At 60.8% G+C, this 20,634-nt stretch carries 22 protein-coding genes; 15 read left to right on the top strand and 7 right to left on the bottom strand.

Annotated features, from left to right (window positions below; translation table 11 throughout):
* Positions 1–3 precede the first annotated feature (3 nt).
* Positions 4–273, bottom strand: coding sequence for a thioredoxin family protein (locus LPB67_RS15915; RefSeq protein WP_262838273.1), 270 nt, complete (start codon positions 271–273; stop codon positions 4–6).
* 213 nt (positions 274–486) lie between these two features.
* Between LPB67_RS15915 and LPB67_RS15910 the strand changes: the two genes are divergently transcribed.
* The 6 genes from LPB67_RS15910 (at position 487) to LPB67_RS15885 (ending at position 4,662) form a co-directional block, all read left to right on the top strand.
* A complete protein-coding gene (locus LPB67_RS15910; protein WP_262838272.1) occupies positions 487–825 on the top strand; it encodes an ArsR/SmtB family transcription factor in 339 nt (112 codons plus the stop codon).
* 60 nt (positions 826–885) lie between these two features.
* On the top strand, positions 886–1,365 hold the full coding sequence (locus tag LPB67_RS15905; RefSeq protein WP_262838271.1) for an arsenate reductase ArsC: 480 nt from the start codon (positions 886–888) through the stop codon (positions 1,363–1,365).
* 42 nt (positions 1,366–1,407) lie between these two features.
* Positions 1,408–1,908: an arsenate reductase ArsC gene (locus LPB67_RS15900; protein WP_262838270.1), complete on the top strand. Its 501-nt coding sequence runs from the start codon at positions 1,408–1,410 to the stop codon at positions 1,906–1,908.
* Positions 1,905–2,624, top strand: coding sequence for an aquaporin (locus LPB67_RS15895; protein ID WP_262838269.1), 720 nt, complete (start codon positions 1,905–1,907; stop codon positions 2,622–2,624). The genes LPB67_RS15900 and LPB67_RS15895 overlap by 4 nt, the downstream gene beginning before the upstream one ends.
* Before the next feature lie 10 nt (positions 2,625–2,634).
* Positions 2,635–3,354, top strand: coding sequence for an arsenical resistance protein ArsH (gene arsH, locus LPB67_RS15890; protein WP_262838268.1), 720 nt, complete (start codon positions 2,635–2,637; stop codon positions 3,352–3,354).
* A 111-nt stretch (positions 3,355–3,465) separates the two neighbouring features.
* Positions 3,466–4,662: an MFS transporter gene (locus LPB67_RS15885; protein WP_262838267.1), complete on the top strand. Its 1,197-nt coding sequence runs from the start codon at positions 3,466–3,468 to the stop codon at positions 4,660–4,662.
* On the opposite strand, the gene LPB67_RS15880 is transcribed toward LPB67_RS15885, so the two are convergent.
* A complete protein-coding gene (locus LPB67_RS15880) occupies positions 4,659–4,874 on the bottom strand; it encodes a hypothetical protein (RefSeq protein ID WP_262838266.1) in 216 nt (71 codons plus the stop codon). The two genes, LPB67_RS15885 and LPB67_RS15880, sit on opposite strands and share 4 nt — an antisense overlap.
* Between LPB67_RS15880 and LPB67_RS15875 the strand changes: the two genes are divergently transcribed.
* From LPB67_RS15875 to LPB67_RS15865, 3 genes are all read left to right on the top strand, one after another.
* On the top strand, positions 4,873–6,264 hold the full coding sequence (locus tag LPB67_RS15875; protein WP_262838265.1) for a hypothetical protein: 1,392 nt from the start codon (positions 4,873–4,875) through the stop codon (positions 6,262–6,264). The genes LPB67_RS15880 and LPB67_RS15875 overlap by 2 nt on opposite strands.
* Positions 6,265–6,361: 97 nt before the next feature.
* Positions 6,362–7,669, top strand: a complete 1,308-nt coding sequence (locus LPB67_RS15870; protein ID WP_262838264.1) for an exonuclease SbcCD subunit D — start codon at positions 6,362–6,364, stop codon at positions 7,667–7,669.
* Positions 7,670–7,751: 82 nt separating this feature from the next.
* Positions 7,752–10,253, top strand: a complete 2,502-nt coding sequence (locus LPB67_RS15865) for a DNA repair protein (protein WP_262838263.1) — start codon at positions 7,752–7,754, stop codon at positions 10,251–10,253.
* 276 nt (positions 10,254–10,529) lie between these two features.
* Here LPB67_RS15865 and radC read toward each other — a convergent pair whose 3' ends face one another.
* Positions 10,530–11,111, bottom strand: a complete 582-nt coding sequence (radC, locus tag LPB67_RS15860; RefSeq protein ID WP_262838262.1) for a RadC family protein — start codon at positions 11,109–11,111, stop codon at positions 10,530–10,532.
* Between the two features lie 402 nt (positions 11,112–11,513).
* Between radC and LPB67_RS15855 the strand changes: the two genes are divergently transcribed.
* On the top strand, positions 11,514–11,984 hold the full coding sequence (locus LPB67_RS15855) for a PRTRC system protein E (RefSeq protein ID WP_262838261.1): 471 nt from the start codon (positions 11,514–11,516) through the stop codon (positions 11,982–11,984).
* Between the two features lie 25 nt (positions 11,985–12,009).
* On the opposite strand, the gene LPB67_RS15850 is transcribed toward LPB67_RS15855, so the two are convergent.
* Complete coding sequence (locus LPB67_RS15850; RefSeq protein WP_262838260.1) at positions 12,010–12,981, bottom strand: hypothetical protein; 972 nt, start codon at positions 12,979–12,981, stop codon at positions 12,010–12,012.
* 256 nt (positions 12,982–13,237) lie between these two features.
* On the opposite strand from LPB67_RS15850, the gene LPB67_RS15845 reads away from it, so the two are divergent.
* The 5 genes from LPB67_RS15845 to LPB67_RS15825 all read left to right on the top strand — a co-directional run bounded on the left by LPB67_RS15845 (position 13,238) and on the right by LPB67_RS15825 (position 16,966).
* Positions 13,238–13,444 carry a PRTRC system protein C gene (locus LPB67_RS15845; RefSeq protein ID WP_262838259.1) on the top strand — a complete coding sequence of 69 codons (207 nt, stop codon included), beginning with the start codon at positions 13,238–13,240 and terminating at the stop codon, positions 13,442–13,444.
* Between the two features lie 213 nt (positions 13,445–13,657).
* On the top strand, positions 13,658–14,698 hold the full coding sequence (locus tag LPB67_RS15840) for a PRTRC system protein F (protein ID WP_262838258.1): 1,041 nt from the start codon (positions 13,658–13,660) through the stop codon (positions 14,696–14,698).
* Positions 14,699–14,710: 12 nt separating this feature from the next.
* Positions 14,711–15,442 (top strand): PRTRC system protein B, encoded by a 732-nt coding sequence (locus tag LPB67_RS15835; RefSeq protein WP_262838257.1) that lies wholly within the window; start codon positions 14,711–14,713, stop codon positions 15,440–15,442.
* On the top strand, positions 15,435–16,133 hold the full coding sequence (locus tag LPB67_RS15830) for a PRTRC system protein A (RefSeq protein ID WP_262838256.1): 699 nt from the start codon (positions 15,435–15,437) through the stop codon (positions 16,131–16,133). The genes LPB67_RS15835 and LPB67_RS15830 overlap by 8 nt, the downstream gene beginning before the upstream one ends.
* Before the next feature lie 2 nt (positions 16,134–16,135).
* Positions 16,136–16,966, top strand: coding sequence for a PRTRC system ThiF family protein (locus LPB67_RS15825; protein ID WP_262838255.1), 831 nt, complete (start codon positions 16,136–16,138; stop codon positions 16,964–16,966).
* A 569-nt stretch (positions 16,967–17,535) separates the two neighbouring features.
* Here LPB67_RS15825 and LPB67_RS15820 read toward each other — a convergent pair.
* From LPB67_RS15820 to LPB67_RS15810, 3 genes are all read right to left on the bottom strand, one after another.
* Positions 17,536–18,024, bottom strand: coding sequence for a hypothetical protein (locus LPB67_RS15820; RefSeq protein WP_262838254.1), 489 nt, complete (start codon positions 18,022–18,024; stop codon positions 17,536–17,538).
* A gap of 102 nt (positions 18,025–18,126) precedes the next feature.
* Positions 18,127–18,321, bottom strand: coding sequence for a hypothetical protein (locus LPB67_RS15815; RefSeq protein WP_262838253.1), 195 nt, complete (start codon positions 18,319–18,321; stop codon positions 18,127–18,129).
* A 486-nt stretch (positions 18,322–18,807) separates the two neighbouring features.
* Entirely contained in the window at positions 18,808–20,082 is a 1,275-nt protein-coding gene (locus tag LPB67_RS15810) for an integrase domain-containing protein (RefSeq protein ID WP_262838252.1), read from the bottom strand.
* Positions 20,083–20,634 lie beyond the last annotated feature (552 nt).

Here is a 20,634-nt window from a genome sequence, read left to right as displayed (position 1 = left end):
GCACTATGGCGCCGGCGATCCCAGACCGGCCGCCTTCAATGTGGTCAGATTCACCCCGCCGCTCGCGCAACAGTCGGCTAGAACGCCTTCAATCACCACAGCCGGCACCTTTGAGATGCCCAAGGATTTGGCCCGCTGCGCAACCTGAACGTCATTCGTGTCGAGCACCACCACATCGCAGGACGGGCAGGCGCTTGCCTTGACCAACTGGACCACGCTCTCGCACACCGCGCATCCAGCGCTAAATACTTCGATTTTCCTTTTGCTGATCATGATTATCTCCCGAAACCGCCCTCGCTTCATTGCCAGGACGTGATCACGATACGGCTTGGAGCGGCACCAAGGTCAAGGACTTTCGGGCGCGCGCCGGAACAAGTTCGTCCAGCATGTCCACGCTGTTTCTTCACTCGGTCATCACTTTGTCATCATTCGTATTTATAATTCCAGTAATGTAGAATTATCGAATCGAACCACTGGAACCCTTAAATGGAAACAAGAGAGGCAATTGGCGCCCTGGCGGCGCTGGCGCAAGACTCGCGGCTAGCCGTATTCCGGCTGCTCGTGCAGGTCGGCCCGGCGGGCTTGGCCGCGACCAAGATCGCCGAGCAGCTGCAGATTCCTCAGTCGTCCCTGTCGTTCCACCTCAAGGAATTGACGCATGCCGAACTGATCGCCCCACGCCAGGACGGCCGTTTTGTCATCTACACGGCCAATTTCACGACGATGAATTGCCTGATGGCTTTCCTGACTGACAGCTGTTGCACGGGTACTCCTTGTTCGACAACTGCGGCGCTGGATTGTGCAATCGACAAGGCACTCGGCTGACACGGACCGACCACTACTACTTTTACCACGTATGACAACATCATCAGGGACTATCGCGATATGAATGTACTTTTTCTTTGCACCGGCAATTCCTGCCGCTCAATCTTCGGCGAGGCCACTTTCAACCACCTCGCGCCTGAAGGCTGGGCGGCGATGAGCGCGGGCAGCAAGCCGGCCGGCTATGTTCATCCGCGCTCGCTCGCGTTGCTGGCGCGCGAGGGGATCTCGACCGAAGGCTATTACAGCAAGTCGTGGGACGCGCTGTCGGCCACGCCGGACATCGTCATCACGGTATGCGGTAGCGCCGCCGGCGAGACTTGCCCGGCCTACCTGGGGCCGGTCATGCGTACGCACTGGGGCGTCGAGGATCCTGCTCATGCGAGCGGCACCGAGGAGGAAATCGATGGCGCCTTCATGACGGCCTACCGCATCCTGCGCGCACGCATCGAGGCCTTCCTGGCGCTGCCACTGGACGAACTGAAAAATGACAAGGTGCGCATGAAGGCCGAACTCGACCGGATTGGCACCTTGCTGCCGTGAAGGCAAACGCATTGCGATCAAACTGACCAGACTGGAAAGATCATGAGCGACAAAGTGTATAACGTACTGTTTCTGTGCACAGGGAACTCGGCGCGCAGCATCATGGCCGAAGCCATGCTCAATGCTGCCGGCCAAGGCAGATTCAAGACCTACAGCGCGGGCAGCCATCCGACCGGCGAAGTCCACCGCTTCGCGCTCGAGCAGATCGCGGCTATCGGCTATCCCTTGACGGATCTACGCAGCAAGTCCTGGAACGAATTCGCAGCCGATGAAGCGCCGCACATGGATTTCGTCATCACCGTCTGCGACAAGGCGGCAGGCGAAGTCTGTCCGCACTGGCCGGGTCAGCCCGTGACGGCTCACTGGGGATTTTCCGATCCCGCGTCGGTGCAGGGCAGCGACGTCGAGATCCGCCATGCATTCGCCATGGTATGCCGCGAAATCAAGACGCGCCTCGATATCTTGATGAGCCTGCCAATACAAAAACTCGCGAAGCTCGCTCTTAAACGCGAGCTTGACAAAATCGGGGAAAACACGCCATGACCCTTGCACGACGCATTGTGGCCGAAGGGCTGGGTAGCGCGCTGCTGCTCGCGGTGGTGGTGGGATCGGGCATCATGGCCGAGCGCCTGGCGGGCGGCAACGTGGCGCTGGCCTTGCTGGCCAACGCGATCGCGACCGGCGCCGGCTTGGTAGCCCTGATCCTCATGTTCGGCACGATATCGGGGGCGCACTTCAACCCGGTTGTGACACTGTCAGAAGCGTGGCAGAAGAATATGCCGGCGAACGAAGTCATCCCGTACATTCTCGTGCAGATTGGCGGCGCCTTCGCCGGCGTCGCCGCTGCCCATCTAATGTTCGGCGATCCGATTTTTGTCGCGTCCGAGCACGTGCGCACCGGCGCGTCGCAGTGGTGGAGCGAATTCGTCGCCACCTTCGGCCTGCTTGCGGTGATCATTGGCTGTTCGCGCAGCAGGCCAGCGGTCACGCCGTTTTCCGTGGCCGCCTACATCACGTCAGCCTACTGGTTCACGTCCTCGACCTCGTTCGCAAATCCAGCGGTGACGCTTGCACGCAGCGCCACCAATACCTTCGCTGGCATCCGTCCGGTCGATGCACCTGGATTCATCGTCGCCCAAGTACTTGGCGCTACCTGCGCGACGCTAGTGTTTTGCTGGCTCTATCCTGCAGCCCCAAAGGATGCGACCGTGGCAGGCACTGTCGCGCCGGGCGATTTCGCCCACAAGAACGTGCAATAGGAGGCACCGCATGGCTGAAGCACTCCCCACTCTCCCGAACATCAAGGCAGCGCAGCTTGACGTCCCAACACTCGACAAGCTCGCCCAAGTTGGGGAGTTGGCGCATCCACCGCGCATCCTGCTCCTGTATGGTTCATTACGCGAGCGCTCGTTCAGCCGCTTCCTGACCGAAGAAGCGGCCCGTATCCTGGAACACTTCGGCGCCGAAGTGAAGATCTTTAACCCGGCCGAGTTGCCGATGGCCGGCAGCGTGCCGGAGACGCATCCCAAGATTGTCGAACTGCGCGCGTTGTCCCTGTGGTCCGAGGGCCAGGTATGGTGCAGCCCGGAGCGCCATGGGGCGATCACGGCCGTGATGAAGAACCAGATCGACTGGATTCCGTTGGAGCATGGCGGAATGCGGCCGAGCCAGGGACGAACGCTCGCGGTCATGCAGGTATGCGGCGGTTCGCAGTCGTTCAACGTCGTGAACACCTTGCGTCTTTTAGGGCGCTGGATGCGGATGGTGACGATTCCGAACCAGTCGTCCGTACCGATGGCCTACAAGGAGTTCGACGAGGCGGGCAGGATGAAGCCGTCGCCATACTATGACCGGGTCGTCGATGTCATGGAAGAACTATTCAAGTTCACGCTCCTGCTGCGGGGACGCAGCGAGTACCTGACCGACCGTTATAGCGAGCGCAACGAACGCGTAATGAAGGCGATCGACAAGTTGGTTGCCAAGATATAGTCTGGCGGCTTGCCGGCGCATTTGCTCGTCCTGGGGCCGCCATTGTCACACCAGGCGTTTTTATGCGGAAGTTCTCTGACTGCCTGAGGCCGGCCCAAAGCGGAAAACGTAATGACAAAAAGAAAAATGGGCAGCACCCTTCGACAAATCCCCCTCGGGATTTGGATGCTCGGCTTCGTGAGCATGCTGATGGACATTTCAACGGAAATGGTCCACAGCCTGCTTCCGATGTTCATGGTGGGCACGCTTGGCGCCAGCGCCCTCACGGTGGGTTTGATCGAAGGACTGGCCGAATCCACGGCGCTAATCGTCAAAGTGTTCTCCGGCACGCTGAGCGACTATCTTGGAAAACGCAAGGGATTGGCTCTATTCGGCTACGCGTTGGGTGCGCTGACCAAGCCACTCTTTGCGATAGCGAATACAACGGGCATTGTACTGACGGCCAGATTGTTGGACCGGGTTGGCAAAGGCATACGAGGCGCACCGCGTGATGCCTTGGTTGCTGACCTCGCGCCACCGAATCTGCGCGGTGCCGCTTTCGGCCTGCGTCAATCCCTCGATACGGTGGGCGCATTCCTCGGGCCGATACTCGCCGTCGGGCTGATGCTTCTGTGGGCCGACAATTTCCGGATGGTGTTTTGGATCGCCGTGATCCCCGGCGCGCTGGCCGTTTCCCTGCTTTTCTTCGGCGTGCGCGAACCGCAGCAGCACCAAAATATCAAGCGTACCAATCCTATCCGCCGAGAAAATCTGACTCGTCTAAGTGCCGCGTACTGGTGGGTGGTGGGTATTGGTGCTGTGTTTACCTTGGCCCGATTCAGCGAAGCATTTCTTATCCTGCGTGCTCAGCAGGGCGGCATCCCGGTTGCACTGGTGCCGCTGGTGATGGTTGCCATGAATCTGATTTACGCCATGTCGGCGTATCCATTTGGAAAACTTTCTGACCGTATGAGCCACACCACGCTGTTGGGGCTTGGCCTTATCGTATTGATCGCCGCCGACCTGGTTTTGGCTACAAATGACCATTGGGCCGTAGTGCTGGCCGGGGTTGCGCTGTGGGGCGTGCACATGGGAATCACGCAAGGTTTGTTGGCGACGATGGTGGCAGACACCGCTCCTGCCGACATGCGCGGCACGGCCTATGGCGTGTTCAACCTGATGAGCGGCATCGCCGTGCTGGGAGCAAGCGTCATGGCGGGCTTGTTTTGGGATCGTTTTGGCGCCTCGTCTACATTTTATGCTGGTGCGGTCTTTTGTGTAGTGGCACTCATAGGGCTGACCAAGTACAGGCGAAACCGCAATTCCTAGCGGGCACCGTGGCGGTTCAAATAATTGACGATTTCAGCGAGCATGCCGTCGATTTCGACAATGTTGGAATCCACCATGGCAGCTTCTTCGTCCCTGTCCTTGAACGTTCCGGATGCGAGCGACGACCGGTAAGGCGTGCCCTTGATGCGCTGTGGACGGGGGAGATCATGAATGTGCGAGATGTCTCGCTTTTCATGAAGGAGCGCTTCCATGGCGAACGCAATGGTATCCCTCAACGGCAGCGGTTCCGCGCTGCCTACGCTGCTGGGCAACGGCCCGGCGCGCATCGCAACCGGCGGAAAGATCCGCGCCGGCATCAAGGTACTGACAAAGAAGGCGGCGGAAAATCAACAAGCCAAGGAGATCTATGACCAGGGTGTCGCCGCCGGCCACTCCTTCGAGCAGATCGAGAAAATCCTCGGCGAGGCGTTGCCGAACCTGAAATCGCCGCTGGTCCCGAAAAACGTGGCCTGGTTTACGGTCCGTGGCCAGGACTTCCCCAATCCCGAAGTCGCAAGCCAGATCCTCGATGCCTTCGGCGAGGTACGCGCGGACGGCGTCAAGCGCCTTTACCGCTTCCCGGTCGTGTTTCCCTCCGACATGTGGCAGGCCGTGATGCCGCATGAACTGGTCGCCTGGGGGGCGAACGAGAAGAAATACTGGTCGGAATATGCGCCCGACGGTCGGGTGCGCTATTGCAAGTGCCACGCGCCGATACCGATGAATGACACCGGCAGGCGCGTGATCCGCGTGTTCGGCGGTCGTAAGACCACTTTGCGCAGCGACAACGGTGGACTGTGCGACCCGGAAAGCTGCGCCGAGTATCAGCAGCGCCAGTGCAATCTGTCCGGACGCTTCATTTTCTTCATCCCGGGAATCAGGTCGATCAGCGCATTCGAACTGCATACAAACAGTTTCTACGCCTTGAATGCCGCAATCCAGAAATTCGAGACCATTGCCTTCATGCGAGGTGGACGGATATCGGGATTTCTCGACAATCAGCGGACATCGTTCTATATCACCAAGAAGCTGATGGAGGTGCCCCATATCGACGAATCCGGGCGAGCGGTACGGGTCAGGCAATGGATCATCGAACTCGAGGCGCCGATCGACGTCACCGCGCTGCTGCGCGCCAACGATGATGGAGAGACGGCGATTGTCAACGCGCGCACCGCGAGCCGGATTCTTGAGGGACCGGGCGAGGCGCTCGCCGATATTGAGGCCGCGTCGACGTCGTTCGCCGCCCACATGTCTCCGTTGGCAACCCGGACCGATGCCGGCGCGGATGGTGGCGCAGTCGTCGATGGTGAGCAAGAAGGGGAGGGGAGTGAATCAGCGCGCGCGAATGCGCGGACATCCGGCCGGTTTGGAGCACAGTCGGCCCGAACCGAACGCGATGCGGGGCCAAGCCTGGAACAGGTGATGGAGGCCGCGCTATCCTGCGGCGTCGACGCGACGCGCTATGAAGCATACGCGAACCACCGCTGGGGAAGCGGGTGGAAGCTCAACGTAGGCGGGCGCCGGCGGGCGCAGGAGGAACTGGAACGCTGGCACACCGACCCGAAGGGATACCGCGAGTGGATCGATGGCGAATTGAAGTAGCAGGCGAGGTCGATCTTGCGGCGCGGCCATGCTGCGCGCCGACGTACACGGCACGCAGTGATCCGTTTATTGATGCGACGACTTGGGAGGATTGATCATGATTCGTATTGCGCAGTTTTCAGACTTGCACTACAGCGGCAAGCATCTTGCCGAAGCCGACCGCTGCTTCAGCCACGCCATTGAGCGGGCAATCGCCTTGAAGGTCGATGCGGCCGTGATTTCGGGCGATTCGACCGACCATGCGCTCGACATGCATGCGCCGGCGGCCTTGCGCTTGGCCAGCAACATCCGGCGCCTGGCCGAGCATTGTCCTATCCTCATGCTGCAGGGCACCTATTCGCACGAACCACCGGGCACGCTGGCGCTTTTTCGCCTGCTCGGTGGCCGCTATCCGGTGCATGTCGCGGACCGGATCGGCCAGGTCGCGCTGTCAAGAGACGGCAACTGGACTGCCTCGGACGATTGGCGCTTCGAGCAGCTCCCCAGCAATATGCGGGCGCTGTTCTCCTGCGTGCCGACGGTGAACAAGGCGACTGTCGCTGCGGCGGTCGGCGCAGCGACGGCGGCCGTGGCCGTCGGTGAGCAACTGGGCGTGCTGCTTGCCGGTTTTGCCCCCGCCAACCAGGCCGCGCGTGAATCCGGGATCCCCACCATCGGCGTCTCGCACGGCACGGTCTATGGCTGCATGACAGAACACGGCGTACCGATGGCCGGCTTCGACCACGAATTCACGACCGGGACGCTATTCGGCGCGCAGGCCCAGGCGTTCATGCTTGGGCACATTCACCGCCACCAGGAATGGGAGGCGAACGGACGGAGAATCGCGTACGCAGGTTCGATCGGCCGCTTCCATTACGGGGAGGATGGGGAAAAGGGCTTTCTGCTGTGGGAAGTCGACGCGACGACGGCCCGACTCGCGCTCGATACAACTCCTGCGCGCCGGACGATCGATATTTGTTTCGAGGGCAAGCCGGATATCGATGCGCTTCAGGCAGCGATCAAGAGGCAGGAGGTAGCCGGGGCCTTCGTTCGGGTCCGCTGGAGCATCGGCGATGAGGACCGACATGAGGTCGACCGCGATGCGATCGGGCGCATGCTGAGCGCTGCGGCGGAGGTCAAGCTGGAGGGACGCATCGTGCCGGTCGTGCGAAGCCGGGCCGCCGGCATGTCGCAGGCTGCGACCATCGCCGACAAGGTAAGTGCATGGGCGAGGGCGGCCGAGGCGAAAGCTGAACCGCTGCTCGCGTGCCTGGAATGCCTGCACACGTTCGCACCGGAGGTGATTGCGTCCGACATCCTGGAGCGGCGGAGCGAGGCGTCCGTCCAGAATCTGCCCAACATGTCGGGCAGCGCAAGCCACGCGGCATCGTGCGTCGCCGCCGATGCCATGCAAAGTCCGGCATAGCCGGACCGATGGGGCGCCACTGGGGTTGAAGCGCGCAATGTCTGCGCGACACTGGTCCCAGGTTAACCAAGGAGAAGGCTATGTGCAAACCTATGATCAAGCATGCTCGGGCAAGTGCGCCGGTGCATCCGGCAAATGGAAGGGGGGCATCATGACCCCGCTCTCGCTCACCTTGAGAGGATTCCGGGGCATTCGCGACGGCCTCGGGCGGGACGAACTTTCGCTCGATTTGGAAGACATTACCAGCGGCGCCAGGTTGGTCGCGATTGCGGGATCGAATGGCCGCGGCAAGTCCACGCTGATGGACAATATGCATCCGTATCTGACCATGCCCTCGCGCGCGGGCGTCGCCGGACCTGGCGGCTTTTCCTACTACGACCATGTGTTTCTGCCCGAGAGCGAAAAGGATCTGATCTGGTCCCATGGTGGATGGCGCTATCGGTCGCATATCGTTTTCCGGCTCAATGGTAAACGCAAGACCGAGGCCTTCCTGTTCCAGCAGGGTGCCCGAGGATGGGCGCCGGTGTGTCTGGACGACGGCGCGGTATCCGATGGGAAGGTCGAAACCTACGAGCGCTGCCTGGAAGCGATCCTGGGGAAGGCCGAGACGTTCTTCACGTCGGTTTTCTCGGCGCAGGGAAAGCGGCAGCTGACAGCGTACAAGAACGCGGAGATAAAGACTCTGCTGGGCGACTTGCTTGGACTCGATGAAATCCGACTGCTTGGGCAGCGGGCTGCGGAGACGGCGCGGCTATTAAAGGCGGGACTGGGCACGATCCGTCTCGCACAGACCAATCTGGAAGATGAATTGCGGCGGGTGGACAGCGAGCGCACCCGCATGGGGGGCGCACGATCACGGGTGGCAAGCGCGGCTGCGGAAAAACACCGCGCGCAGCAGGCACTCGACGTCGCAAGGGAAAGGCAGAGGCAACTGGCAGCGGAGAAGGAACAGGCAACCCAGACAGAACTGCGCCGGTCCGAGTTACTGGCCGAGCGGGGTGCATTGATCCAATCCGGGCAGGACGCCACGCAATCGCTCGACGCGCAGGATGCCCGGGAGCGCCAGCGCTTGACCCAACTGCAACAGCGGATTGCAGCCCGTGCCGAGCAGGTGCAGGTGCGGCGGCAGTCGCTGGAGGATATGCGCAAGAGTCTCAGCCAGATACTGTCCCGTGCCGGCGCCGTGATGCGGGCCGGCCGACGCCAAGTTCTGGTGGAAGGCATCGTCGTAGCCCGCGGCGAGCGCGTTTCGCAATGTCGTCATGGCGTCCAGCGGTTGGCGGAACTCCAGGCACGCGTTACGGCTGCGCTGCAAAAAATGGAAGCCATCGAGCGTGAAGCGGGCCAGGCATCATTGAGGGCCGAAGAGCTGAAGCGCCGATTCGGGTTGACGCAGGAAGTGCCATGCTTTGGGACCGATCTGCAAGGACGGTGCAAGTTGCTGGGCGACGCGAGAGCGGCGAAGACATTGATGCCCAGCGCCGACCTTGAAATTGCCAGACTGTCGTTGCGGAAGCGGGCGCTCAATGATGAGTTGAACGCGTTGCGTGCGCAGTGCGCTGCGCTTGCCGAGTCGCCTGCTTGCCTCAATGAGGCGCAGCGCCAATTGGAACGTGCACGTCGTAGGGCATCGCGCTACGCCGTGCTGGCGGGGCAGGCCGGCGAGATCAGGCAGGCGCGCGCGACTTTATCCGGCCTTGTTCAGGAGCTAAACGCAATCGCTGAAACTGGCGCGATTGATGAGACTACGGAGGAGTTCGTGGAGCGTCAGCAGATTGCGGCGACATGCAGGGCCATTGCCGTAGAGCGCGGACGTCAGCAGACGCAGTGGCGTAGCGCGCTGCAGCGCGTCGAAGCGGCAATCGCCGCATTGCCCGCGCCCTACGAGGAGCATCGGCTCGATGCCGCCGCCCGCGCGGTGGACGTGGCCGCGAATGCGGTGCAGGCGGCCGAGCAGGCGCACGTTTCTGCCGTACAGGACGCTCAGTCGCTGGAGTTGGTGGAGCGGCAGGCCGCCGACCTTGGCGCGCGCAGGGCGCGGGAAGCGCAGCGAATGGCGGTGGTAGCGAGGGAGCTCGGAAACTGGACGTTGTTTTCGAAGTGCCTGAGCAACGACGGCGTGATTGCGCTCGCGATCGACGACGCTGGCCCCGTGCTGTCCGGCCTGGCGAACGACCTGCTGCTGGCCTGCTATGGCGGCCGGTTCACCGTGTCGATCAAGACGCTGGTCGAGACGGGAAAGGGAGAGCCGCGCGAGGGATTTGACATCGTGGTGCACGATTCGGAGTCGACCGAAAGCAAGAGCGTGGGCCTGATGAGCGGCGGCGAACGGGTCTGGATCAACGAGTGCCTGGTGCGCGCTGTGGCCCTGTATCTAGCCCAACATGCCGGACGCCGCTATGCGACATTGTTTTCCGACGAGGCCGATGGCCCGCTCGATCCGGAGCGCAAGCGGATGTTCATGGCAATGAAGCGGGAAGTGTTGCGTCTGGGCGGCTACGAGCAGGAGTATTTTGTGTCGCAAACCCCTGACTTGACCGCGACGGCCGATGCCGTCATTGATCTGGATAGCTATAGTCTATAGAGCATAGGCAGATTAAAGAGACTGCAACGCTCTCGCATAAGGCCACGGCTGGCAAGAACCACCCCGCTGCAATTTTCGGGGTGGTTCTTGACTTCATTCCTCTGAACGTCGAAGTGGCCGTAATCGGGCTAATCGGTGTCCGAATTGCCATGGCTTGGCAGGGGGAATGCCCTGCTGTCCCGCCATCGTCTATGAAGGGTAGAAAATTTACCGCAATTTGGCCTTGTGCGAGACGTTTCGCCATCGTGACTTGCCATCAATGGCCTTCGGTTCTGCTTACAGTAGGCCCTGTTCGGCGAACGACAGGATGCGGTCGCCCGCAACGATGAAATGGTCCGCCACCCGCACGTCCACAAGAGCCAGAGCCGAAACCAGTTGCTTCGTCAACACCGTATCGGCCGGGCTTGGATCGGTCTCGCCGCTGGGGTGGTTGTGCGCCAGCAGCACCGAGGCCGCGTTGCGTGCAAGCGCCGATTTGACGACTTCGCGCGGATACACCGAGGTGTGGGTCAAGGTTCCGCGAAAAATTTCCTCAGCCGCGATCAGGCGATTGCGCACGTCAAGGTGAAGCAAGATGAACACCTCATGTTCGAGCCGAGCACAGTGCAACTTAAGCCATTCGCGCACCGTGTCTGGCGAGCGCATGACGGGTCCCTTGTTCATTGTTGCGGCCAAGTCGCGCATTAGAACTTCCCTGGCCACCGACAGCTTGCGTGATACCTGCTCTTCGCAAGATGGTGACGCAGATATCGCTCCGGAAGCGTAGGAGACTATGGCATCGGCAGCAATCGACGCATCTGGCATCGCGATCAGTTCGCAGGCGAGTTCGGCCCGCGACATGCGTTTAATTTCGTTCATGGCGTTCTCCAAAAAGAAAAGCGGGAACGCCGCTCCAGGGGAACGAGGTTCCCGCTCGGGACGCACGCGAATTGCGTGCGCTGCTAGATAGGCAGGTATCGACTGCTACGCCTGACGTGGTCAGGACCTCCACGAGGAGGGCGCCGATCAATGGATCGGAAATGAAGCTTCAGTGTCGCATCGGCGAGGGGACGCAGCAATCCCGCCATGCGACTCGCCAACCCATTGGCGCGACGGCGGGGAGGCGTTGAGGTGGCGGGCGATAGCGGACCGATGAGGTTGAAATGACGGAGGCGTCGTCGGCGGGGGCACTGGTGTGCTTGGTCGCAGCGCGAGGACTGGACGGGGAAGGAAGCCGCCATACCATATATGCAGAGGTAGCCCTTCACAAGGAGAGTGATGATGACGATGTTTCAGGAATTGTATGCGCTGGCGACAAGCGCCACGCTGACGATGATCGTGAGCGCCGACGAGAAAAGCGGCAAGCTCACGATCAGTGTGTTGCCCAAACCAAGGAAGGATGCGGGCGAGGTGGCTCTGACGAAGGATTTGACGCTGACCGCCAGTCCCGAGGACTTCGATGCCGGCTTCGTGCAAGCCTTGCACGGCTATCGCGAGGCGCGTGCGACCCTGAACGAACAGGCCGAGGCGACCCGCGAAGCGCTAAAAGCCGCCACGGCATTGTGTGCCAAGCGGGCGACCGAGGCGACGAAGAAGGTATCCACACCGTCCCCTGCAACGAAGCAGACACCAGTTGCCACATCGGCCGAATCGGATGAGGACGAGGAGGACGCCGGTTCGGCGCGGGCGCCAAACGCGCAGACAGTGGCTCCAGCGCCAGCGCTGGGCGAATCGCTGCCGCTGTTTGGTTAGCGGGACGTCAGTCCCGTTGCCCACATCATGATGCGGCCAGGATCTGTTGCTTGAACTTGGGCTTGAGGGTCAGCTTGTGCGTGATGTAGGTGATCGTGCGGGTGTCGTCGTTCGGGGCCGTCCTGCGGGTTTCCGTCGCCGCCTTGTATTCCCATATGCCGAACATGATGATATTGCTACCGACAGTAAAACTGTTGAGCCAAGCTGCATCGGCATGCAGGACGCTCACTTCGAACGATTCGATCGTATCGGCGATATCGGTCTTTCGATACAAGGAGCGGCAATTGAGAAACGTGCTCTTGTACTTTGCGTCCGGTTTGGACGAGAAATGGGACTTCACTTCGGCCACCAGTGCCAGCGGATGGGCGTTGCCACCGGCCTTGTGCAGCAATTCCCACGCTTCGTCGTAACTATCCTTCGTGAAGAAGAAATTGCTCCACGCAATGCGCTTGGTGCCAAAGCGTAGGGTCAATTGCGCCGCCAGGACCGCGTCGGACTCGCATAACTCGCGCAGTGCCAGCAGATCGGACGTGGTGCGCAGGTACGAGTCCAGCTTTTTCCCGCTCGGTCTGAAGGTTTTGGTGCCCATGCCAGAACCCGCGCCCGCTCCGCCGGGAGGCACAAGGGCGTTGCCGGAGAGCGGTTTGCCACTCAGCCCATTGTGAAGGACGAGCAAGCGCAGGTCGCGCTTGCCTTCATCGAGGGCACCGACGAAATCAGGATCGGACTCATCGACGATCAGTGCGATGCGCTTGACCGCGTCGAACTTGCATCCATCGGCGTGCATTGACCCGCTTGTCAGGCCGATATAGGCCGGAACGTCGACCGGCTCAATGCGGTTCTTGCGGTTTTGCTGGTGGCGGGGTACGTAACGCACCGGCTTGCGACAGATCGGATCGGCGCAGAGCAGGTTGGGGATGGCGGCGTTCGCATCATGCGCGGTGTGTAATTCTTCAATTGGGTAAAGCCTGCTTGTGGCGTCCACGGCGGAACGCATCTTGATTCCATTGCCCATACGGTCCGGACTCCAGTTGATTTGATGTCAAAAGTACATTTACTGCTTCGGCCAGATCGTTCCCGCGCGCCTGCTGCGCGTGTGACCTATCGATCATGCAACCCGATTATGCCAGCCTGCGCCGCGTATAAATTGATGCGGCGCTTCCACGACCACCGGTTGCAAGCCGTCGCCCTATTGAGACAATGGTTCCAACGATGCCGGATCGGTTTCCGGTGCTTCTCAAAGGGGGCGAACTGTGGCCATCGAAGTGAGTGAAGTGAAGCGGATATACCGCTACAACGGGATCAGTCTTCCAGACGTGCCCGGCATGGCGCCGCGTGAGGTGCGCGATTTGTACAGCGCGCAATACCCGGAACTGGTCAGTGCGGAGATTGAAACAGGGGAAATCCACAATGGCATCCAAGAGATCACGTTCAAGCGGGCCGTCGGCACCAAAGGGTAGGCTCGCCGCGTTTTCGGCGCAGGTCGAGGCTGCGGCGGACGGCAAGATGCCGGTAAAAAAGGCCCCCGCGCTGGCGGCGGCCTTGAGCAAAAGGGAAGGGATGCGATGTTCTCAGCTATGGAGCAAGTTTGCGCAGCAGGTGGACGGCGGCACCGAACAAAAGCGGCCGGCGTTTCGGGTATTGTTCCCATCGGAGGATCTGCCGCCGCTGCCATGAATGGCGCTGTCTTCGCGCTGGCCCTGCCGCGCCTTGCTGGCGCCGTCCCCCTGACAGTCGTGCCGCCCCGTCTGGCTACGGCGAACGCGAGCATCGCCCGCTTCCTGATTCAAGCCGGCGCGATACGGGAAGGCGACGTGCCTGAAAAATGGGACGACGCTATCGAGGTCTGCCAAGGCGCTCTCGACGCCTGGCTCAAGCGTGAACTAGGTCCCTTGCATTGCCTGGAACCCGTCTTCACCCTGACGGCCTCTAGCGGTTCGGATGGAAGTTCGATGCCGCGCAAGGGGGCATGCGACCCCGCGTCCATCCGATATTCAAGCGTCGAGCTGGTCTGGTATGAGAACAATCTACAGCAGTGGCCGGTGGGAGCGGCGCTGGAGGCGCTGGAGCGGGCGTTCCCGGGATTGGGACAGGCGGCACTTGACATCCTGCGCCGCCAGAGCCGCTTCGTCTATCCCTTGTTCACGCCCGATCTTGCCTGCGATGTGGCGTCATATGTGTACTGGTGCGGCGAAGATGATGAAGAGGCGGCGCTCGACATGGAAGCGGGCGACGACGTAGAGGCGCGTGAGGCGATGCGGGACGAAATGGTGACACGCCGCAAACTCGACGAGGCATTCCCTGCGTGGTCCACGGCCATACCCACTAAACAGTCAAAGTCGCTGCCACTGGCGGCCATCGAGCGATTGTCCGGCAACTTGCACGATTCTGTGATGCGCGACATCGCCGCCAATGCCCTCGGTCTGGCCCGCATGCGCATCAAGGACGCCTTCAGTCCGGCCGTCGAGGGCGAATTCCTTGGCTGGGGCGCCGTGCTGTCATGGCGCGAGGACGACCTGACCGTGCGTGTCTACGACGATCTGGTGCAACTGGCCTACCAGAGCGAATTCTGCGACCGCATCGGGGAAATCGATATGGCGCTCGATGCGCCGCAAGCGATGTGCTCGTGGCAACGCGCGATGCGGCAGCGCTTCAAGGCGATCCGGCTGATCGACCGCTTGATACACCTGCTTGCCGGGGGAAACTGGCAGTGAACGGGGAGCGATATGAACCAAGCACATTTTCAGATTCGCACGCAGACTGGCGGCATCCTACGGCTCGCGCAGGCGGTGCTGATTTATCGGGGCGCATCGGACAGCGCATTGGCCACCGTCCACGATGTCAAGCAGGTCGATGGCGAACCGGTGATACTGGCCGGCCGGGCGATGACGCCGCGCGCGGCAATCCAGTTGTCCCGCGCCTTGTCGAAAAATGTCGCGTATGGAGGGTTCCTGCCCGCGACGGTACTCTACATGGACGGGGATCTGCTGCTGTGGTGGGTTCCCCCTGGCAGGCGCCACATCATGTTCCGTGCGCCGGAATTGGGCGCGCCCGAGCGCGGCGAGGTGGTCCCGCATCCGGGTCTGGTGTTCGCGGCGTCGAGCGAGGTGTGGAAAGTGTGGGCGGTGAAGGGCAAGGAGCGTCCCACCTTGCGGACAGCCTTATTCCAGTCACCCTACTTCAACGTGTGGGAAGGGGGCGCCATTTGCCGTGGCAATGTGCAAGTGCCGGAAGGGACGACGACCGAAAAGATCGCGACGTGGAATGCGGCGTTCATGGGCTCGTTCTTCACCCATCCCAATGGCAACGGAAAACTGGTGCGCTATCGGGGCGGCGCGTATCCGTTCTGGCGCGATATGCTCGACGGCAAGTTCAAACGGTTTCCAGAGCGCGTGCTGGTCGATGCGCGGACCTCACTCGCTGAATTGCTGGGCATCGACGGTGAGCGCGATGATTGATCCGCGCGATAGCGCATTGCAAAGGAGCTGCCCGACGCTATCGGCACCGCTCTTCGGGCCGCTGCCGGCCATGGATAACGGGCAACGTGTCATTGTCGCCTCGAACGGGGTGTTCGTTCAGGTGAAACTCGACTGGCTCGATTGCACGGTACGTATCGCGCACGTCGCTTTGAGCCCGCCGCTGCCTTTCGGATGCTTGCAGGAACGTATCGATTTCGCGTTCGGCGTTATCCCGGTGCGCCTGCTGGAATCCTTTATCGAGGCGGGCAGAGCGGCGCTGCCGAATGAAGTGGCGGGAGGATTGATCTATGCGCGGCAAAGCCGCTCCCTGCGTTTGGCCATCTACGACGCCCTGGACGCGTCACCGGATGGCATCGACTACCGGATGCCATCCTTGGCCGACGATGAAACCATCGCCATCGACTTGCATACGCATGGCCGGGCCGCCGCGTTCTGGTCGGCGACCGACAATCGGGACGACCGGGGCGTCAAGGTGTCCGGCGTGTTCGGCCATCTTGATCGTGTTCGGCCAAGCGCGGCGTTTCGGCTCGCGGTGAACGGTCATTACCAATCTCTGCAGCATCCGTGGGAGAGACAGAAAAACCGCATGGATACGCAAGGGTACGGCCTTGATGCTGGCGCATGCAGGACGATACTGAAGTGGTTGGGCATACCGAGAGGAAGGAAATGAACATGGAGACGATGGAACACGTGCTCGACGCGAGCCTGTTGGACAAACGGGTGCAGATCTATCTGATCGGTGTCGGCGGTAATGGCGCGCAGATGGCGACCTGCTTGGCACGGCTCGATATCGCCATCAAGGCGCTTGGGCATCCCTACGGTCTGCACGTCACCGCCTTTGACGGTGACCGGGTGAGCGAAGCGAACGTCGGCCGCCAGTTGTACAGCCAGGCCGATGTCGGACGCTACAAAGCCGTGGTGACCATACATCGGCTCAACCAATTTTATGGACTCGACTGGATCGCCCATCCATGCCGGTTCGAGGATTTCGAGCATGGCGCCTTGCGCCGTCCCGACGCCGACCTGATCATCAGTTGCGTCGACACCCGATCCGCCCGACAGGCTCTACATGCCCGCCTGTTCGAAGAGAGCGGACAGCGCCCCTACTGGCTCGATCTCGGTAATACCGAGGCGACGGCACAGGTGGTGCTGGGCGAAGCGCCGGGCCGACGCAGCCACTCCCGTACGGGCCAGTCGCCGCGCCTGCCGTGCGTCACGGAACTGTTTCCGGAATTGCTCGATAGATCGGTGCTTGATGCGAACACGCCGTCGTGCTCGGTACGCATGTCGCTAGCAAGCCAGGGCCTGTTCATCAATGACGTGGCGGTGCGCTATGCGGCCCATTTGTTGTACGAATTGTTTTCCAATGGACGGATTCGGCAGCATGGCGTGCTGATCAATCTCGATTCCAAGCGGAGCGGTCCCATCGACGTCGACCCGGTGGCGTGGAGTCGGTTTGGTTATTGCGCAGCCGGGTCCGACAGGGATGCTGTTGCAGCCTAGCCGCAGACAAGCTGCTGCCAAGCTTGCGCCCTGGAACCGATGATCAGTGCGCTCACGCTGTGCTGATACTGGAGAGCGGGGCGCCAGTTGGCGTGAAAAAAAGCGCGGAACACTAGAGACAGGCGCGCAAAACGGCGCGAAAATCATCGTCATCTTATACAGGGTGACGATCATGATCCGCCTCGGAAAGCATATTCGGTTGACTCGGAGGGAAGTCGAACGATTCACGATGATCACGGGCTTCGTGCCTGCGAACATTAAAACGTTCGACGACCTTGACGCCTACATTGGGCAATGCAAGCGGCATTATTGGGGGGTGTCGCAAGACACCAAGTTCCTACATTGGCTGATGGACCGGGAGCGCAAGCTCTGTATCGGCGCGGGCTAGTCCCGTTCCGGCCCACCGGGATTTTGTTCAGGATCGCCTTTGCGGAAAATGCCAGAACGGCTCACGCGATCACCGTTTCCGGTGGGCGTGAGAACGTTTGGCGTTCGGGGCGCTACATTGTTGAATGCGCAGCGCCACAACCGGCAGGCCGGTTTCTCTGTTCGCCGTGATGGGCGAATACTCATGAGACTTTGGAGGCTGGCGGCGCGCCGTCATTCTCCTGAACACATCGAGCTTCCGTTTGGGCAGTGAATGTCGTTTTCGCCTGCTCAAATTCGGCTTTCTTCGATAGCTGACCGACGCGTCGCGTAGCCGGCTCTTTGCTGACTTCTGGCAAGCACTCGACGGCAAGGTCGCCGCTTCGCAGTAACAGACGCCGCATGGCGATGACCGGAACGACGAACACCGCATTAAACAGCATGCGGACGAACTGGCCGATGCGCTTGTTACGCGCCTGGCGTGCCTTCTGTGTGCGCAGACTTTCCTTGCAACGCAGGTAGAGCGCGAGGTGCGTGCGCTTCATGTCAGGATCGGACTCGAGCTGGTTCATCACTTCAACCGCGACGGCAGGATCTACGACGCGGCGGTAGAAGCCGACCCAGACCTTTTCCTCTTCAAATTCAACGCCAAAACGCTTGGTGCGGGACCGATGGGTTCTCTCTTGGGACATGATGTTCTCCAAAAAGTTGGGGAACGCTGTCCCTGAAGGGAACGGCTAAGGTTCCCCATGGTTGTGACGATGCACGATGACTCCAGAAAAATGCGACAGCGATCAATCTCCATGAGCAATTTCGCAACGCATGGATATGCCATGCTCTTGCATGGACCGACATACATCGCCGGTGGATGGCTTCAGTAACGCTCCCAACACAGGCAGCTTGCGCTCGAAAGTCTGGTCGATGCCGGAACCACCGAGCAGCACACTGACTGGTCGACCTTGACGATACGGACTGGCTGTCGAAAACATGGCAATCTCCTTCAATGAAAGAAGGGAAACACCAGTCCCGGAAGGGAACAATGTTCCCCGTCAAGGATGCCTCCGATTGTTGCCAAGGGAGGCGCTCATATTTAACATTAAATTCACACTTAATTCACATTCAAAACTGCTGGCACATGCGAAAACGGCACACTGTCCTTGCGGACAGAGGCTTGGCTTCTACTTCATTCTTCAAGGGCGGGTAACGACCGCAACGCCGACAAGGTAGGTCGGACTTCACGAGGTCGGCGATCGACCGTCGCGAAGGCTGCGTAAGCACGATGCTCACAGATAGCGGTTCTAGTATTGCATCGCCGACGACGCCGTTCAAGATAGTAGGCCGCTGTTTGCGCACGCGCCACGTTGAAACCCGTCTCCGTTCCGGCGTGTTTTGGATGGCGGCGGCGAGGTGGACGTATGACGGGATGCAGGTCGCGTGGCCGTGCATCCCGCATGCGCCATATCGTCAGTTTCGAGTCATTCGACGGACCCCGGTTCAGGCGGTTCGTCACCCTCATGTTTGGCTCGCTTGTGCGCCAATACCCCGCCGAGATAAGCGCTTGAAGCGCGCTTGCGTGCGTGCCCGGCAAGTTCCGCCACCTCCTGGCGTGCGGGGGCGGCAATTTCGGTCGGCAGTCTTGCACCACCGCGCACCGGAGCCGGGTGCCCGGTGAGCGCCTGAAATTGTTCAATCAGCACTTCATGGCGCAGGCCGTGCGCGGTGACACCGAGTGCGCCTTGCGTGACGCCAAACTTTTCCAGAACGTAGTTGAAGCGACGCAGGGCCTGCTCGAGCGTATGCGATGGGTGCCCCATGTGACCATCGGGGGGCGAGGCCACCGTCCGTGCATGCTCGACCGCAGCAGTGCGCTCCACGGAATCAAGAGGGACGAAGCGCTCGCGGCCGCCCTTGCTGCCGCCTTTGATGCGCGCATATGAATCCGCCTTTCGCTTGTGAAGCGGCAACCCGGTCGCGTCGAAGGACATCACGCAGACATGGGGGCGGAACATGACGGCTTCCTTCCGGCGCAGGCCCATCGCCCGGACCAGGCGCATGGCCGCGCCCACGTACGGATCGAACATGCAGATTTCGCTGATCACACCGTCGATATCGATCCCTTGAGCGGACCAACTCCTGTCGCGCACCGCCACTTCATGGCGTTGGTACTCGTCGACTTGCAAGCCGTAGTGCTGTGGCTGGCGGACCAGTCCATGTTTGCCGAGCCACTGGGCCAGACCGCGCAGGAAGCTCAGATAGGTTTGTATTGTCGCCGCCGCCAGCTTTTCAGCTTGCCAGACCGTCACCATGGCCTTAATGTGGCGTTCGCCCAAGTTGCGCGGGTCCGGCAGCCGCTTGAATCCAGCCTTGCCCTTCAGATCGCGAAAGAAGCGGCGCAGGAAGTCCGCACGTTCCTGGCGCGTCTTGAACGACACCTCCTTGTGTTTGGCCGTGTGCTGCCTGTTGAACAGATCGATCAGGACCTCCAATACCTTCAGCGGAGGAGTCTTGCCGATTCGGTAACGCGTTAGAATTTCGGACGCGCTCAGTCCGCTCCAGTCCTGGTGGCGACGCGGTTGATGGACGAGCGAACTTGCCGCACGCGAGGTGCGGTCATGCATTGTTCCCTTGGACATGATGTCCTCCGTTCTTGAACGCCCGTTGCTCGAATCGCGGGCCGGTTCAGTCATCACGGAATCGATGGGTGATGAAACGGAATGGCGGATTCCGTCGCCATCGCGTTCAGTGGTCATTGCATCGCGCCGGACGCGACCACGAGCGTCCTTGCGAAAATCAAAAAAGTACCCAGGGTCGCGCCAACCCCTCGTTGGGAAGCCGGCTCGGTAATCGTAAAAATGGTTCAATGAATCCAGCCCGTTTGTGCATTTCTGCAGCGTACGGGGGGAGAGGATGCCGCCCGACCTCCAGGGTCGTGGCAAGACATCGGCGACGAGATCGGGTCTCGTGCGCTGTCGGGATCAGTTCTTGTAGCCGTCACCCTACCTGGGTGGGTTCGTCCCTTACCGAAAGTCCGGGGCGTGTCAGGTAGTCGAGCGAATGCGTACGGGGAGCCTAAATAGGCAAGCACGGCCGTACGGTGCATGGAATGCATGCTCGCAGCGGGTAACGAGGAATAGCGGTCCGGCATCGGGTGCCGAAAAGACCATTTGCCCGGCCATGACGCCTTCTCTAAGAAGGCCAGCGCAGCTTTGCTGAACAGTCAGGGCCGATTGCACTACGGGGTGAATCGCTGCCAGGCACGACCTCGGGGATCGCGCCAAAACCAATTCAAGGATTGGTTTGTC

Origin of the sequence: Undibacterium sp. Jales W-56 (assembly GCF_025548535.1) — a bacterium.
Lineage (GTDB): Bacteria > Pseudomonadota > Gammaproteobacteria > Burkholderiales > Burkholderiaceae_D > Undibacterium.
Note: the sequence above shows the minus strand (reverse complement) of the source record. Positions and strands in the feature narration are given on the sequence as shown.

Coding starts and splice junctions, on each gene's coding strand:
- LPB67_RS15915 (WP_262838273.1), bottom strand. CDS start 273: ATGATCAGCAAAAGGAAAATCGAAGTATTTAGCGCTGGATGCGCGGTG.
- LPB67_RS15910 (WP_262838272.1), top strand. CDS start 487: ATGGAAACAAGAGAGGCAATTGGCGCCCTGGCGGCGCTGGCGCAAGAC.
- LPB67_RS15905 (WP_262838271.1), top strand. CDS start 886: ATGAATGTACTTTTTCTTTGCACCGGCAATTCCTGCCGCTCAATCTTC.
- LPB67_RS15900 (WP_262838270.1), top strand. CDS start 1,408: ATGAGCGACAAAGTGTATAACGTACTGTTTCTGTGCACAGGGAACTCG.
- LPB67_RS15895 (WP_262838269.1), top strand. CDS start 1,905: ATGACCCTTGCACGACGCATTGTGGCCGAAGGGCTGGGTAGCGCGCTG.
- arsH (WP_262838268.1), top strand. CDS start 2,635: ATGGCTGAAGCACTCCCCACTCTCCCGAACATCAAGGCAGCGCAGCTT.
- LPB67_RS15885 (WP_262838267.1), top strand. CDS start 3,466: ATGACAAAAAGAAAAATGGGCAGCACCCTTCGACAAATCCCCCTCGGG.
- LPB67_RS15875 (WP_262838265.1), top strand. CDS start 4,873: ATGGCGAACGCAATGGTATCCCTCAACGGCAGCGGTTCCGCGCTGCCT.
- LPB67_RS15880 (WP_262838266.1), bottom strand. CDS start 4,874: ATGGAAGCGCTCCTTCATGAAAAGCGAGACATCTCGCACATTCATGAT.
- LPB67_RS15870 (WP_262838264.1), top strand. CDS start 6,362: ATGATTCGTATTGCGCAGTTTTCAGACTTGCACTACAGCGGCAAGCAT.
- radC (WP_262838262.1), bottom strand. CDS start 11,111: ATGAACGAAATTAAACGCATGTCGCGGGCCGAACTCGCCTGCGAACTG.
- LPB67_RS15855 (WP_262838261.1), top strand. CDS start 11,514: ATGACGATGTTTCAGGAATTGTATGCGCTGGCGACAAGCGCCACGCTG.
- LPB67_RS15850 (WP_262838260.1), bottom strand. CDS start 12,981: ATGCGTTCCGCCGTGGACGCCACAAGCAGGCTTTACCCAATTGAAGAA.
- LPB67_RS15840 (WP_262838258.1), top strand. CDS start 13,658: ATGAATGGCGCTGTCTTCGCGCTGGCCCTGCCGCGCCTTGCTGGCGCC.
- LPB67_RS15835 (WP_262838257.1), top strand. CDS start 14,711: ATGAACCAAGCACATTTTCAGATTCGCACGCAGACTGGCGGCATCCTA.
- LPB67_RS15830 (WP_262838256.1), top strand. CDS start 15,435: ATGATTGATCCGCGCGATAGCGCATTGCAAAGGAGCTGCCCGACGCTA.
- LPB67_RS15825 (WP_262838255.1), top strand. CDS start 16,136: ATGGAGACGATGGAACACGTGCTCGACGCGAGCCTGTTGGACAAACGG.
- LPB67_RS15820 (WP_262838254.1), bottom strand. CDS start 18,024: ATGTCCCAAGAGAGAACCCATCGGTCCCGCACCAAGCGTTTTGGCGTT.
- LPB67_RS15815 (WP_262838253.1), bottom strand. CDS start 18,321: ATGTTTTCGACAGCCAGTCCGTATCGTCAAGGTCGACCAGTCAGTGTG.
- LPB67_RS15810 (WP_262838252.1), bottom strand. CDS start 20,082: ATGACCACTGAACGCGATGGCGACGGAATCCGCCATTCCGTTTCATCA.